15 protein-coding genes are annotated in these 14,409 nt (G+C 73.9%); 8 read left to right on the top strand and 7 right to left on the bottom strand.

The annotated features are described in order from the left end of the window. Positions 1-66: 66 nt before the first annotated feature. On the bottom strand, positions 67-1,233 hold the full coding sequence (locus GA0070616_RS25795) for a CaiB/BaiF CoA transferase family protein (RefSeq protein ID WP_091091656.1): 1,167 nt from the start codon (positions 1,231-1,233) through the stop codon (positions 67-69). Positions 1,234-1,582: 349 nt separating this feature from the next. Between GA0070616_RS25795 and GA0070616_RS25800 the strand changes: the two genes are divergently transcribed. Further along, positions 1,583-2,599 (top strand): TerC/Alx family metal homeostasis membrane protein, encoded by a 1,017-nt coding sequence (locus GA0070616_RS25800; protein ID WP_091088713.1) that lies wholly within the window; start codon positions 1,583-1,585, stop codon positions 2,597-2,599. Between the two features lie 99 nt (positions 2,600-2,698). On the opposite strand, the gene GA0070616_RS25805 is transcribed toward GA0070616_RS25800, so the two are convergent. Continuing rightward, the gene (locus GA0070616_RS25805) at positions 2,699-3,784 is read right to left on the bottom strand and encodes a hypothetical protein (protein WP_091088718.1); all 1,086 of its coding nucleotides are present in this window, start codon (positions 3,782-3,784) and stop codon (positions 2,699-2,701) included. A gap of 178 nt (positions 3,785-3,962) precedes the next feature. On the opposite strand from GA0070616_RS25805, the gene GA0070616_RS25810 reads away from it, so the two are divergent. Further along, complete coding sequence (locus GA0070616_RS25810) at positions 3,963-5,267, top strand: NAD(P)/FAD-dependent oxidoreductase (RefSeq protein ID WP_091088721.1); 1,305 nt, start codon at positions 3,963-3,965, stop codon at positions 5,265-5,267. Between the two features lie 81 nt (positions 5,268-5,348). On the opposite strand, the gene GA0070616_RS25815 is transcribed toward GA0070616_RS25810, so the two are convergent. Continuing rightward, positions 5,349-6,140 carry a spermidine synthase gene (locus GA0070616_RS25815; protein WP_091088726.1) on the bottom strand — a complete coding sequence of 264 codons (792 nt, stop codon included), beginning with the start codon at positions 6,138-6,140 and terminating at the stop codon, positions 5,349-5,351. A gap of 134 nt (positions 6,141-6,274) precedes the next feature. Beyond that, complete coding sequence (locus GA0070616_RS25820) at positions 6,275-7,252, bottom strand: 4a-hydroxytetrahydrobiopterin dehydratase (protein ID WP_091088728.1); 978 nt, start codon at positions 7,250-7,252, stop codon at positions 6,275-6,277. Between the two features lie 197 nt (positions 7,253-7,449). Here GA0070616_RS25820 and GA0070616_RS25825 point away from each other — a divergent pair, with 197 nt between their 5' ends. Beyond that, positions 7,450-7,776, top strand: coding sequence for a hypothetical protein (locus GA0070616_RS25825; RefSeq protein WP_091088732.1), 327 nt, complete (start codon positions 7,450-7,452; stop codon positions 7,774-7,776). 134 nt (positions 7,777-7,910) lie between these two features. On the opposite strand, the gene GA0070616_RS25830 is transcribed toward GA0070616_RS25825, so the two are convergent. Further along, positions 7,911-8,255: an STAS domain-containing protein gene (locus GA0070616_RS25830; RefSeq protein ID WP_245712900.1), complete on the bottom strand. Its 345-nt coding sequence runs from the start codon at positions 8,253-8,255 to the stop codon at positions 7,911-7,913. A gap of 54 nt (positions 8,256-8,309) precedes the next feature. Then, positions 8,310-8,711 (bottom strand): STAS domain-containing protein, encoded by a 402-nt coding sequence (locus GA0070616_RS25835; RefSeq protein WP_091088736.1) that lies wholly within the window; start codon positions 8,709-8,711, stop codon positions 8,310-8,312. Positions 8,712-8,923: 212 nt separating this feature from the next. On the opposite strand from GA0070616_RS25835, the gene GA0070616_RS25840 reads away from it, so the two are divergent. The 5 genes from GA0070616_RS25840 (at position 8,924) to GA0070616_RS25860 (ending at position 13,423) form a co-directional block, all read left to right on the top strand. Continuing rightward, the gene (locus GA0070616_RS25840) at positions 8,924-10,690 is read left to right on the top strand and encodes a PP2C family protein-serine/threonine phosphatase (protein ID WP_091091662.1); all 1,767 of its coding nucleotides are present in this window, start codon (positions 8,924-8,926) and stop codon (positions 10,688-10,690) included. Continuing rightward, complete coding sequence (locus GA0070616_RS25845; protein ID WP_091088739.1) at positions 10,687-11,718, top strand: cobalamin B12-binding domain-containing protein; 1,032 nt, start codon at positions 10,687-10,689, stop codon at positions 11,716-11,718. Before GA0070616_RS25840 ends, GA0070616_RS25845 begins: the two co-directional genes overlap by 4 nt. Positions 11,719-11,818: 100 nt before the next feature. Further along, on the top strand, positions 11,819-12,142 hold the full coding sequence (locus GA0070616_RS25850) for an STAS domain-containing protein (RefSeq protein ID WP_091088743.1): 324 nt from the start codon (positions 11,819-11,821) through the stop codon (positions 12,140-12,142). Positions 12,143-12,226: 84 nt separating this feature from the next. Further along, positions 12,227-12,673, top strand: coding sequence for a response regulator (locus GA0070616_RS25855; RefSeq protein ID WP_091088746.1), 447 nt, complete (start codon positions 12,227-12,229; stop codon positions 12,671-12,673). A 189-nt stretch (positions 12,674-12,862) separates the two neighbouring features. Further along, positions 12,863-13,423, top strand: a complete 561-nt coding sequence (locus tag GA0070616_RS25860) for a hypothetical protein (RefSeq protein ID WP_091088749.1) — start codon at positions 12,863-12,865, stop codon at positions 13,421-13,423. Positions 13,424-13,430: 7 nt separating this feature from the next. Here GA0070616_RS25860 and GA0070616_RS25865 read toward each other — a convergent pair whose 3' ends face one another. After that, complete coding sequence (locus GA0070616_RS25865; protein ID WP_175440205.1) at positions 13,431-14,273, bottom strand: hypothetical protein; 843 nt, start codon at positions 14,271-14,273, stop codon at positions 13,431-13,433. Positions 14,274-14,409: the final 136 nt, after the last annotated feature.

Here is a 14,409-nt window from a genome sequence, read left to right on the forward strand (position 1 = left end):
ACCGCCGTCGGTCGACCGCGCGGATCGGCTCCCCGGCGGGTGCGACCGCCGACGTGGTCCGTGCCCTCAGGCGACCGCGCCCGCCGCGCGTAGCGCGGCGACCCGGGCGGCGTCGAAACCCGCCTCGGCCAGCAGTTCGTCGGTGTGCTCGCCGGGCTGCGGCGGTGGGCGGCGCACGGCCGTCGGGGTGCTGGAGAACCGGGGCGCCGGGGCGGGCTGGACGGCCCCGTCCCGCTCGACGAAGGTGCCCCGGGCCGCCAGTTGGGGGTGTCCCGGGGCCTCCGCCCAGTCCAGGACGGGGGCCACGCAGGCGTCCGAGTGCGCGAGCAGGGCCGTCCACTCGTCGCGGGTACGGGTGCGGAACAGCCGGGCCCAGGACTCCCGCAACGCGGGCCAGTTCCCCGGGTCGGTCCGGTCCAGTGCCTCGTCGGGTGGCAGCGGAAAGCCGGTGCGCCGCACCAACTCGTCGTAGAAGCGCGGCTCCAACGCCCCCACCGCCAGGTGCCGGCCGTCGGCGCACTCGTACGTGTCGTAGAAGGGCGCGCCCCCGTCGAGCAGGTTCACCCCGCGCGGATCCTGCCACATGCCGAGCCGTCGCAGGGCGTGGATCTGCGTGCTGAGCACCGCGACACCGTCGACGATGGCCGCGTCGACCACCTGGCCCGGCGCGCCGGCGCGCACCGCGTACAGCGCCGAGACGATGCCCAGCGCCAGCATCATTCCCCCGCCGCCGAAATCCCCGAGCAGGTTCATCGGCGGCACCGGTCGCTGCCCGGCCCGGCCGACACCGTGCAGCGCCCCGGTCAGGGCCAGGTAGTCGATGTCGTGACCGGCGTACGGGGCCGCCGGGCCGTCCTGGCCCCAGCCGGTCATCCGCCCGTACACCAGGCGCGGGCGTACCGCGTGGCAGTCGGCCGGACCGAGGCCGAGCCGTTCGGCCACCCCCGGGCGGAACCCCTCGATCAGCGCGTCCGCGCCCCCGACCAGCGCCAACACCACCTCCCGGCCGCCAGCCGTCTTGAGGTCCACCCCGATCGAGCGGCGACCCCGGTTGAGCAGGTCGGGATGCGGGGTGCCGAACGCGGACGGGTCCACGTCGGTGACCCGGTCCACCCGCACCACGTCCGCCCCCAGGTCGGCGAGCATCATCGCGGCGAACGGGCCGGGCCCGATCCCGGCCAGCTCGACCACCCGCACGCCGGCGAGCGGGCCCGTCGCCGCGTCCTCGGTCATCGGTCCACGATAGGCGCTCACCCGGCGCGGCCGTAAGGCCGGCGGTGGACTCGCCGGAAGCGGGCCCCGGATCGCGGCGTCCGGCACGACGTCCGGCCCCGACGGCACCGGCACCCCCGGGGTGGTCGACCTGTCCCCGACCCGGCGGACACCGCCCGTGACCAGCACCGCTCACCGTGCCCCGCCTGGCGGCCCGAATCCGGCTGACCTATCTTTGTCCAAGCGAGGGGAGTACTTCCCACGAACCATGCCGGTCAGTACGGCGTGCCCAAAGCACGCCTCGGGTGGTTGCCCACGAAATAGTGGGTGAAGGAGACCTCGAACATGACACGGTGTTCGAGGAGGCTCCATGACCGAGACCCTGTACCTTGCTGCCGAACTGCAGTCGGTGGGCACACCCGCGCTCTGGGCGATCACCATCGGCGGGGTCATCGCGCTGTTGGCGCTCGACTTCCTGGTGACCAGACGACCACACGAGGTGTCGATCCGGGAGGCGTTGGGCTGGTCGGCCTTCTACATCGCGTTGCCGCTGGCCTTCGGTGCGTGGGTGTGGTCCCGGTACGGCTCGAAGCAGGGCGTCGAGTACCTGACCGGCTACCTGGTCGAGAAGTCCCTCTCCGTCGACAACCTGTTCGTGTTCATGCTGCTGCTCGCGGCGTTCGCGGTGCCCCCCGTGCTCCAGCAGCGGGTTCTGCTGTTCGGCATCACCGGCGCGCTGGTCCTGCGCGCGGTCTTCATCGCCATCGGCGCCGCCGCGCTGCAGACCCTCGACTTCGCCTTCCTGATCTTCGCGCTCATCCTGCTGGTCACCGCGGCCAAGCTCCTGCGTGACGCCGTCACCGGCCACGAGCAGGAGGTGGACATCAGCAAGATGCGGTCGGTGCGCCTGCTGCGCAAGGTGATGCCCGTGGTCGAGGAGTACCGGGGCACGAAGATGATCGTCAAGGAGGCCGGCCGGTGGGCGTTCACCCCCCTCGCCCTCGTCGTGGTCGCCGTCTTCGCCACCGACATCGTCTTCGCCGTGGACTCCGTCCCGGCCGTCTACGGCATCACCGAGGATCCGTACCTGGTGTTCGCCACCAACGCCTTCGCGCTGCTCGGTCTGCGGGCCCTGTACTTCGTGCTGCACGCCGCGCTCAGCCGCCTCGTGCACCTGACCTACGGGCTGGCCATCATCCTGGCGTTCATCGGCGTCAAGCTCGGCCTGCACTGGGCGCACGGCATCTGGGAGGGGGTGCCCGAGATCCCCACGCTGGCCTCGCTCGGCGTCATCGTCGGCGTCCTGGTGGTCGTGACGCTCACCAGCCTCCGGGCGACCCGTGGCCTCACGAAGGGCGAGAAGGAGATCGTCGCCGGGAAGCGGTGAACCGCTCGCGGGGCGATGTGCGGCAGACCGGGGTGCCCGGCGGGAGGCCGGCCGGCATGCCGCACATGCCATGGATCCGCGCGTACGGATCCTCGAGCGTCAGATGCGCGAGGTGAAGGTGACGAGGAAGCGGTGCGGGACGATGGTGCCGGTGTTGTCGAAGCACACCGTGTCCACCTCGGCGTTCGTGGAGTACGACCACGGCTGGGTCAGGTGGCAGTAGTTCGACCCGGGGCCCTGCGCCACCACCTGGGCGTGGGTCTCCTTCACCCCCAGCTGCGGAAACGTCGCGAGGTAGCGACCGGCCGGGGCCAGCGCGACCACCGGGTTGACGCCGACACCGAGCACCGAGTTGTCGTTGGTCGGGCCGCCGGCCGCCGGGCCCCGGTGACCGAAGCGGGTGGGCGGGGCGACCGACCCGACCACCGACCGGCGGCGGTGGTACGACAGCGTGAAGTCGGTGTTCGTCAGCGTGCCCGCGTGGTCGAAGCAGTGGACGTGTGCCACCACGTCGGTGCCGGATGCGAACCAGGTGTAGATCTTGCAGCGGCGCGGGCCGGCGTTGGGCTGCACGGCGGTGACCTGCACGTTCCCGGCCAAAACCCCGGCCAACCCGACACCCGGCAGCTTCACCGCGTACTGCCCGACACCCAGCGCGCCGGCGCCGTTGCCAGCTCCCGTCGAGTTGTACGACTGGGCCACGGCCGCACCGGCGGTGACCTGCGTGTACGCGTGCGCGGTGCCGGCCGGCAGCACGCCGGAGCTGGTCGTCCACAGCACGGTGAACGGGGTGTCGGCCCGCTCGCCGCCCGGCTTGTGACACTGGACGTCGACCAGTTCGTCGGCTCCGGACTGGTACCAGCGGACCACCTCGCAGTAGTGACCGGTGCGGTTGACCGGCGTCACGTGCGGTACTCCGCGCGAGCCCAGGCCGATCTGCGGGAAGCGGACCAGGAACCGGCCGGGACCGAGGTTCGCGCCCTGCGCCCAGGCCGCCGGGAAGGCGGTCTTCCAGCTGCCCCACTGCCTGCTGGTGTCCAGCACGGTCCAGGCCGGCACGGTGGGGTCCGCGACGTACGCGAAGCCCCACCGGTCGGCGGTGGCCGCCGTGGCGGGGGTGGCCGGTGTCAGCGTGCCGGCCGCCAGGACGGCGCCCAGCGCGACGGCCAGTGATCGGATGCGCATCGTTCCTCCTCGGTTGGGGATCGTTCGCCACGCATCCTGCGCCGTCGTGGTCCTTGGTCACAGTCGGCTGCCCGGCCGGCTACTGTCGGGTGTCGGCGCTCGACCGTGCGGGTGGGTCTGTTTCACCCCGACCGAGCCGGCGACGTTTGCCCCGCACCTCGCGGGGAACCGATCCCCAATGACGAAGCCTCGTGTGGTGATCGTGGGGGCCGGTTTCGCCGGTTACCACGCGGCCAAGACGTTGAGCCGGCTGGCCCGCGGCCGGGCCGAGATCGTCCTGCTGAACTCCACCGACTACTTCCTGTACCTGCCGCTGCTGCCCGAGGTGTCCGCCGGGGTGGTGGAACCCAGCCGGGTCTCGGTGCCGTTGACCGGCACCCTCGACGGGGTCCGGGTGGTGATCGGCGAAGCCGACCACGTCGACCTGCAGAACCGCTGGGTCGGCTTCACCCAGCCCGAGGGCGACCGCAACCGCCTGGCGTACGACCGGTTGGTCCTGGCCGTCGGCAGCGTGAACAAGCTGCTGCCCATCCCCGGGGTGACCGAGTACGCGCACGGCTTCCGCGGCCTGCCCGAGGCGCTGTACCTGCACGACCACGTGATCCGGCAGATCGAGCTGGCCGAGCAGGCCGAGGACCCGGCCGAGCAGCGGGCCCGGTCCACCTTCGTGGTGGTGGGGGCGGGCTACACCGGCACCGAGGTGGCCGCGCACGGCCAGCTGTTCACCGACCAGTTGACCGCCCAGCGGCCCCGGCTGAAGATCCGCCCCCGGTGGATGCTGCTCGACGTGGCGCCCCGGGTGCTGCCGGAGCTGGACCGGCGGATGTCCCGCACCGCCCACAAGGTGCTGGACCGGCGCGGGGTGGACGTGCGGATGGGCACCTCGGTGGCGGTCGCCACCGCCGACGGGGTCGAACTCACCGACGGCGACTACGTGCCCACCTGCACGTTGGTCTGGTGTGTCGGGGTGCGGCCGGACCCGTTCGTGGCGGAACTGGGCCTGCGTACCGAGAAGGGCCGGCTCGTGGTCGACGAGTACCTCAACGTGCCCGGCTTCCCCGAGGTGTACGCCTGCGGCGACGCCGCCGCCGTGCCCGACCTGACCCGCCCCGGCGAGATCTGCGCGATGACCGCGCAGCACGCCCAGCGGCAGGGCAAGCTGGTCGCCCGCAACATCGCGGCGTCGTACGGGCAGGGGCGGCGCAGACCGTACAAGCACCACGACCTGGGCTGGGTCGTCGACCTCGGTGGCAAGGACGCGGCGGCCAACCCGCTGAAGGTGTCCCTGTCCGGCCTGCCGGCCAAGGCGGTCACCCGGGGCTACCACCTGCTGGCCATGCCGGGCAACCGGGTGCGCGTCGGCGCGGACTGGATGCTCGACGCGACGTTGCCCCGCCCGGCGGTGCAGCTCGGCCTGGTGCCGGCCCACGCGGTGCCGCTGGAGAGTTCCTCACCCGAGGTGCCGGTGCGGGTGGCCCGCTGACCGCTGCGCGTCGGTTCGGCCGTCGGCGTGGCACCGGTGCGCGTCGACTCCGCCGTCGGTGGGGCACCGGTGCGCGTCGGCTCAGTCGCCGGCCAGGGCGGCGTCGGTGACCGGGCGGGCCCCGGCGACGAAGGCGTCGAGAGCACCGGCGTGCCGCACCCCGCCCGGCACCGGATCCCGGGCGGCCCGCGCGGCCAGGCGCTGCACCGGCAGGTCACCGGGCCGGTGCGCGGCGGCGAACACCAGGTTGCCGTAGCGCCGCCCCCGCAGCATCCGGCGGTCGGCGACCAGGCAGACGTCGGCGAAGACGGCCCGCAGCGTCGCCGCCTGCACCCGGGCGAAGACCAGCGGGGGCAGGTCGGTCACGTTCACCACGTACTGGCCCTGCGGGCGCAGGATGCGGGCCACCGCGGCGACGAACTCGACGGTGGTGACGTGACCGGGCATCCGGGCGGCCCGGTAGACGTCACCCACCACCAGGTCGTACGCCCCGGCCGGGGCGTCGGCGACCGCCTCCCGGGCGTCCGCCACGTGGACGCGTACCTGTGGCGGTGGGTCAGGCAGCTCCCGGCCGACCAGGTCGACCACCGCCGGATCCCGTTCGACGACGAGCTGGGTGGAGCCCGGCCGGGTGGCGGCCAGGTACCGCGGCAGTGTCAGGGCCCCGCCGCCCAGGTGCAGCACGGCCAGAGGGCGGCCCGGCGGGGCCGCGAGATCGGCCAGCGCGGCGATCCGTCGAACGTACTCGAAGTGCAGGTGACGGGGGTCGGCGATGTCGACGTACGACTGTTCGATCCCGTCGGCCAGCAGCCGGCGTCCGGTGCGACGGTCCGGGTCGACGAGCAGCTCCAGCCGCCCGGTGGCGCGTTCCATGGTCCGGCACCGTATCCCACCACCACCGGCGACCCGGAGGGCCGCCGATGCGCAGGCCCGGCCGCTGAGCGGCGCAGGCCGGCCGCCGGGCGCGGGCCGGTGGGTGTCACCGGCCGGCCCGCGCCGGTCCGAGGTCAGCCGGTCATGCCGGCGCCCGCCTCGTCGATCGCGGCGTCGACGGCGTGGGCCAGCTCGACGTCCGGGGCGGTGATCGCGTCGGCTGCCCCGGAGAAGACCGTCAGCACCGCCGTGCCCGGGTCGGGACGCCCGATGCGCGGGCTGCGCCCGATGTCCTCCCGCACCTGCTCGACCCGGTCGAGAACCCGGTCGAGGTTGTCCGCCGGAAGCTCCACGGTCCGGGTGAGCGACCGACCGTCACCGGACCAGTAGGGCAGGTCCGCCAGGGCCGCCCGGAGTTGCGCCTGCGTCAGCGGGGCCGTGACGGTGGACGCACCGACCACGCCGCCGCCGACGTCACCGGGCTCCAGCAGTTCCCGCAGGCCGTCGGGCACGTGCAGCGACTCGACCAGGTCGGCGTCGCGGGCCGCCAGGGTGGCCAGGGTCGCCTCGGCCTGCCGACGGGCCTGTTCCGGGCTGCGTCCGCTCATCCGGCTCACCTCCGTCAGGAAGCCGGGCAGGTCCGCGTGGCGCTCGATGCCGTCCACCGGCACGACGTCGTGCAGCGACGACGGCACGGCGGTCAGCAACCGCTGCCGGTCGGCCTCGCCTAGGGCCCAGGCCAGCGCCAGCACGGTGGCCTCGGCACCCACCTTGGCGGTACGGAAGTCGACCCCGGCCCGGCGACCGATCTCGTCGACCAGTTCCCGGTACCCCATCGCGGTGATCCCCGGGGCGGCCGGCTCGGGCGCGGTGCGCGGCCGGGGACGCTCGGGGACGCCGGCCGGCGGTGGGGCGGGGCCGCCCCGGGTGCTGTCCGCCTTGTGCCGGCTGCCCGCCGGCAGCGGCCCGGACCGTCGTCCCGTGTCCAGGTGGGTGAGCTGCTTCGAGGCGCTCAGGCTGGCGCCGGTCTCGCTGGCCTGCCTGCCGCGTTCGCGGGCCTGCCGGGCCAGGGCCCGGCGGCGCTGGTTGTCGCCCTCCATCTGCTTGCGCATGGTGACACCTCACTTCGATGCGGCTGCTGCCTTGCGCCGATCGCGTTCCCGGCGCCACCGGGAAGGAAACGGCCCGCGCCGGGGCCGCGGCGTCGTCGTGAGGTTCATCCCGGCGGGGTGAGGGAGCCTCACCCGCCGGTGGCACACCATCGGGACGGACTGGGGGAACGTCCGAGGTACGCGGAAGGAAGGTCGCCATGAAGCGGATCGTCGAGATCGTCCCCGCCCGACCCGGTTGGTACGCCCGCTGGCGGGTGTCGCCCGACCTCACCCGCTGTTACCCGGTGAGCCTGTGGGCGTTGCTCGAGGAGGCGGACGGCACCGGCCGGGAGGTGATCGGCGTCGACTGCGTGGGTCAGTGGCCCGGCAGTGACGACGCGCAGGCGGGCACGGAGTTCGTCCGCTACCTGTTCCAGACCCCAGACTCCGGCACCCCCGAAGACGTCGAGCCGCCGTCCGAGGTGCCGGCGGGCGGCACCCGGCGCGCGCCGGGCCCCCGGCTCCAGCCGGCACCGGCGCCCTGAGCCATCCTCCCGCCCCCGGCCCCTGGTCCCAGGGCCGGGGGCACCCCCCTGCCGTCTGGCCGATCCCTCTCGAGGGGATCCGCCGGACGTCGGGATGCCGCGATTCCGCAGCTGTCGGTTGGCGCTCCCGCGACTCAGCCGACCTCGCGGATCACGCTGTCGCCGACGACGTCGGGCAGTTCCAGCAGCTCGGTCAGGCCGGTGCGGTCCAGCAGAGCGCGCAGCTGGGAGCTGACGCCGGTCAGCCGGACGCCGTCACCGGTGCGGCGGAGCACCACGAAGGCGCTCAGCCCGGAGGAGTCGCACAGCCCCACGCCGGCGAGGTCGACGACCAGCTCCCGATGGCCGTCGCGGCGCAGCTCGGCGGCGGCGGCGATCAGCTCCGGGGCGGTGTCGTAGTCGAGGTCACCGGTCAGCCGCAGCCGGGCGGGGCCGGTGTCGAGCCGGGTCACCTCGATCATCAACAGCTGGGGGGACACCCTCCCATGGTGTCAGCTCGCGACCCGGTCGCCAACCAGGGGGGTCGTGGCGCGTCACACGCCGGTGGGCTGTCCACTCGGGCTCGCCGACGGGACCCGGGAGCCGGCGACGGGACGTCGCAGCAGCCCGCTGATGCCCGTCATGTCGAGGATCGCTTCCAGGAAGCGCGGCACCGACCGCAGCCGCAGGGTCGTGCCCGCCTGTTGCCCCTCCCGCCAGGCGTGCACGATCACACCCAGCCCGGTGCTGTCGATGAAGATCAGGTCGCCGAAGTCGAGCACCAGCTCGGGCGGGGCGTCGAGCAGCACCGCGTCGACCTCCGCGCGCAGCGGCGCGGCGGTGGTGTAGGCCAGATCGCCACCGACCCGGATCACGGGCGCACCGGGATCGCACCGGTCGACGGAGAGCCTCAGCGGTGTCGACTCGGGTTTCCGCCCATGAGACAGCACGATCACGCCTTTCCGCAGGCCGCCGGTCGGGCTCGGGACCTCCGGATCGTAACAACACCTTCGTCGCCGCGCGCGGCGACGAAGGTTACCGCCGGCCAGGGCCGGGCGCTGAGGTGGCGGTGCCCGGATACCGGCGTAGGCTGAGCGGTGGGGGATCCGACCACCGTGGCCCCTGCCGGTCACGTGGAGACATCGACGAAGGAGTGGGGCTCAAGCTGGTGAGTGGTGCCGACGTCAGGGACTTCGACCCCGGCGACGGACGGATCTCCACGCCGCATGTCGCCCGGGCGTCGGCGTGGTCCGCCGCCGCGCCCCGGTCCGGCTCAGCCCCGGTGCTGCCCGCTCTCGCCCCCGCACGTGCCCAGGCCGCCCCCGACTGGTCGGAGGTGGTCGAGCACTTCCGGGAGGGCCTGGTGGTCTGCGACGCCGACGGCGTCGTCCGGCACGTCAGCCCGGTCGCGGAGCGGTTGCTGCCGGAGGTCGCCGCCGGTGAACTGCTCGCCGCCGCCGGCATCGGTGGTCTCGGCCGCGACGACGGCGCGGAGTTCACCCATCAGGGCCGCCGGCTGCGAGCCCGCCGGGTCGCCCTGTCGGCGGGCCGTAGCTGCTGGTATGTCGAGGACGTCAGCGACAGTGTCAGCCGGGCCGACGCGCTGCTCGCCGAGCGGGCCCGGTCGGCGTTCCTGGCCGTGGCAGGGGAGCGGCTCGGCAACCCGCTGCATCCCGACCGCGCCGCCGCGGCGGTCGTCCGGCTGGCCGTGCCCACCCTGGCAGAGGTGGCCGTGCTCGTGCTCGCTCCCCGCTCGGGGCGGGCCCGGTGGTGGCGGGCGTCCCGCGCCGACGACGACGCGCCGAACGTCGACCGGGGCGTGCTCGCTGCCGCCGACCTGCCCGCCGCGATGATCGAGGCGCTGGGCGGGGCCGAGCCGCACGCGGTCGACTGGCTGGTGGAGCAGGCTCTGGAGGCGGGCTGGCTGCCCGGCCTCGACTCCGCCGACGTGTGCGCCCGGGTGGTGCCGCTGCCGGGCCGGGAGGCCCCCGCCGGGGTGCTCCTCGTCGCCCGCCGGGCCACCCGCTGGTACGACCACGCCGACGTCGAGTTGATCCGGGCGTTCGCGGGCCGCGCCGGGGCGGCGCTGACCACCGCCCTGCTCTACCGCGACCAGGCCGAGGTCGCCGACACCCTCCAGGCCAGCCTGCTGCCGGTGGAGCCGGTGGAGGCCCCCGGCGTGCAGTGGGGCACCAGCTACCGGCCGGCGCAGGCGGGGCTGCGTATCGGCGGCGACTTCTACGGCTCGCACCGGCTGGCCGACGGCGGGTCGGTGTTCTTCCTGGGCGACGTCTCGGGCAAGGGCGTGGAGGCGGCCGTGTTCACCGGCCAGCTCCGCCAGTGCCTGCACGCGCTGCACCGGGTGGAACACCAGCCGGGCCGGCTGCTCAAGCTGCTCAACGACGCGCTGCTGGAGACCACCCAGGCGCACGGGCAGGGCCGGTTCGCCACCATGGTGCTGGGCGTGGTCCGCCCGCATCGCGACGGCGGGTTGTCGTTGACCCTGGCCGGGGGCGGCCACCTGCCGCCGCTGGTGCTGCGCGCATCGGGCGAGGTCGAACAGGTGCCGCTGCGCGGCATGCTCATCGGCGTGGTTCCGGACCCGCGCATCGGGGAGGTCACCGTGCACCTGGCGCCCGGCGAGACCTGCCTGCTCTACAGCGACGGGGTCACGGAGGCGCGGGGCGGCCGGCGCGGCGACGACCAGTTCGGCACGGACCGCCTGATGCACGCCGTGTCCGGCTGCCACCGGATGCCGGCACCCGCTCTGGCGGAGCGGATCGAGCAGGTCACCTGCGACTGGCTGGGGCACGGTGACCACGACGACATCGCGGTGCTGGCCCTGCGCGCCACCGGTCCGGGCGGTCGTCCGGCCCGTCACCTGCACGCCGTGCCCACCACGACCGGGCCAGCAGCGGCTGAGGGTCCCCGATGACCGGGCCGGCCACGGCGTACGCGGGCTATCTGGACCGGCTGGAGGAGGCCGACGAGTACGGCGCCGTCGACGTGGCCCTCGGGCTGCTCGACGCGGGGGTGCCCGCCGAGCGGATCCTGTTGGACCTGGTCGCCCCCGCACAGGCCGAGGTGGGGGAGCGGTGGGCCCGCAACGAGTGGAGTGTCGCGCAGGAGCATGCCGCCACCCACATCAGTGAGCGGGTCGTCGCGGCGGTCGCGGCCCACACGAATCCGCGTCCGAACCGGGGCCGGATCGTGGTGGCCTGCATGGACGGGGAGTGGCACGCGTTGCCGCCCCGGCTGGTCGCCGAGGTGCTGCGACTGCGGGGATGGCAGGTCACGTTCCTCGGGGCGAGCGTGCCGGCCGCGCACCTCGTGTCGTACCTGCACCGGCACGACGCGCACGCGGTGGCGCTGGCCTGCGCGCTGCCGATGCGGCTGCCGCACGCGCACCGCATGATCGAGGCGTGTCGCCGCTCCGACGTGCCGGTGGTCGTCGGCGGGCGCGGGTTCGGGGTGGACGGCCGCTGGGCGCGGCGTCTCGGCGTGCTCTGGGCGCCCGACGCGCCGACGGCTGCGGATCTGGTCGCCGACGAGCGGGCGCTGCGCCGCACGTCGCCGGCGCGCCTGTCCCACCTCGCCGACGACGAGTACGCGAGCCTGGTGAAGCGACGCGGTGAGCTGATCGACTCGGCCCTGACCGACCTGGGGGAACGCACCCCGTCCATCCGCGACTACACCCCGGCGCAGCTGGATTCCACCGTCGGCGACCTGGGTCACCTCGTGGACTTCCTGGCCGCCGCGCTGTACGTCGACGACCCGTCGCTGTTCGTCGAGTTCGTGGAGTGGCTGGTCGCGATCCTGGTCAGCCGGGGCGTCCCGGCGGTCACCGTGGCGACGACCCTCGAACACCTCGGGCGGGTGCTGCACGACTTCCCGCGGGCGGCCCGCTACCTGGAGGCGGCTCGGGCGTCGCGTGGCCTGCTGGCCGCGCCGTCACACCGCTGACCGCCCGCGTCATCGATCCGCTGACCGCCCATCCCGGTCGTCGCGCGCGTACACTTGTTCCACTGCAAGCGTCTGCCTGCGGCAGAGCGAGGGGAGTCCGTTGACGTTCACCGTCACGTATGGCACGCACGAGGGTGGCGGCACGCGCCTGTGCCTCACCGGTGAGTTGGACCTGAGCACCGTCCCGCAGCTCGACGCCGTCATCGACCGCCTCACGGCGGCGGGGGAACGTAAACTGCTGGTCGACCTGTCGGAGCTGACGTTCTGCGACTCCACCGGCATCGCCGCCTTCGTGCGTGGCGACAACCGGGTCGCCGACGACGGCGGCTGGCTGCGGATCACCGGCGCGACCGGCCGGGTCGACCGGGTACTGCAGGTCACGGGCCTCGCCGAGGTGCTCAGTCACGGCGCCGACCCGGCGTGAGCGCCGGGCCCACGATGGGCTAGATTTCCCGCCAGCACGGTGACCCTCGGGTCCCGTCCCCGCCGAGCAGAGACAGGTGGATCCATGGGTGCAGAGACTGCGAGTCCGGTTCGCATCCTCGTGGTGGACGACGATCCCGGTGACGTGCTGATGATCGAGGAGGCCCTCGCCGACTCCGACGTCGAGAAGGTCATCGACGTGGTCAGCGACGGTCAGGAAGCGATGGAGTTCCTGCGCCGCGAGGGCCGGCACACCGACGCCCGGCGTCCCGACGTCATCCTGCTGGACCTGAACATGCCGCGGATGGACGGGCGGCAGGTGCTGGGCGAGGTCAAGGGCGACGAGGACCTGCGGACCATCCCGATCGTCGTGCTGACCACGTCGAACGCCGACACCGACATCGTCGGCAGCTACACGTTGCAGGCCAACGCGTACGTGACCAAGCCGATCGACCTCGACGACTTCAACGACGTGGTGCACCGCATCGACGAGTTCTTCGGTCGCGTCGTGGTGCTGCCCAAGCGGGTCTGACCGTGCTGTCCAGCGGGTCTGACCGTGTCGCCCGGGCGGCTCTGACGGTGTTGCCCGAACGGGTCTGACCGCTCGGCGTAGCGGTCCCGTCGGCGGATGCCGACGACTTTTCCCGAACCGACCCGCGAGGCGTCCGGGCGGCCGAGGATCCCAGGTGGGAGCACCGTCGGCTGCCTGGGGGGCGACAGCATGAGGTTCACCGTCGTGGAGATCGGCTACGACCAGTGGCAGGTGGACGCCCACCTCGCCGACCTGGGGATCCGGGCCGCCCGGCTCGCGGCCCGGCTGGAGGGCCTGGGGTCGGGCCGGGACTGGGACCTCGTGCGCGGCGAGGCGGCCGGCTTGTGCGACCTGGTGGGTCGGCCGCCGCTGGCCGCCGCCCCGTATTCCGTCGCCCTGGCCGGCCCGGCACCCTCGACCAGCTCGGCACCCCCGGCTCGCAGCCGGGGGACGACCGCGACCGAGCGGGAGGCGGCGCAGATCCTGGCCCGCGCCCGCGCGGAGCTCGACGCGGCACGCGCGGAGGCGCGCCGGGTGCGCGAGCGGGCGTACGCGGAGGCGGTGGCCGCCCGCCGGAAGGTCGAGGAGGCGTTGCGGGCCCGGGACCGGCGTGCCACCCGCCTGGCCGAGCTGCTGGACGGCCTGCCGGTCGAACGGGTGCCGGCCGAGACGGCCACGGCTGCGGCGGCGCGGCCCACCGAGGGACGCCAGGCGGCGCGGCCCGTCGACGGGCGCCGGGTGGCGCGCTGAGAATGGCTCAGCGCAGCGCGGTAACCACCGTGGTGGCCCGCTGCTCGTGCCGGGCGTAGGCGTCCGGGAACGCGGAGACCTGCACGGCCTGGGCGGCACCGGTGAGGCTCATCTCCTGCCAGCCGGGGACCTCCCGCAGAGCCTCGTAGAAGGCCCGGGCGGCGTACGACGGACGCATCAGCTCCCGCACGGTTCCCCAGCCGCTGCTGGGACGCTGCTGGAACAGCCCGACGGAGTCGTGGTCGGAGCCGCTGCCCTCGTCGGTGTACCGGTGGGACTCCGGCAGCACGTCGCTGGCGAGGTTGTGCAGGTTGCTCTCCTGCAGGGCGGTGGCCACGGCGATCACCTGCGCCCGGCGGGGCATCTTCATGGCCACCCCGACGTCGACAATGATCTTGGCGTTGTCCATCTGGGTCTGGGTGAGCCCGGCCACCGGCGTCGGCCGGCGGGGCTTGGCGGGTTTCCTGGTCGGCTGGCGGGTAAGCGTGGGGGAGGGCTTCGCGGTGGGACCGGGGCTGGCCGGGGTGGGGGAGGCGGTCCGGTTCAACGACCGTGAGGCGGCCTGTTCCTCGGCGGCGGCGGCCCGGTCGGCGATCGCCTCCGCGACCGGATCCCGTAGTGGCCCGTCGGTGTCGCGGATCCCGACGAAGGCCACGGCCCCCAGGCAGCAGGCGACACTGGTGGCCATGGCCGCCCGGACCGGGGTGCTGGCCAGCAGGGCCCGGCCGCGGCGCGGGGGGACGACGGCCCGATGGCGGCCGATCCGCCGTTCGGCCGACGGGGCGTCGGTCGACCGGGTCTCGGATGTGGCGGCGGTCGACTGCTGGTCGCTCTGGTGATCGGCAGGCACCCGCCGAGGCTAGAAAGTCGCGGGCCCGTTGCCATCGGCCTGATCGGTGGCCTGCACCACATTTGGCGGCGCTCGACCGGATCTTCGACCCCGAAGCTCCACCGATACGACGAAGCGCATCTGTCCGACTTTACGG

Source organism: Micromonospora nigra, from assembly GCF_900091585.1.
GTDB lineage: Bacteria > Actinomycetota > Actinomycetes > Mycobacteriales > Micromonosporaceae > Micromonospora > Micromonospora nigra.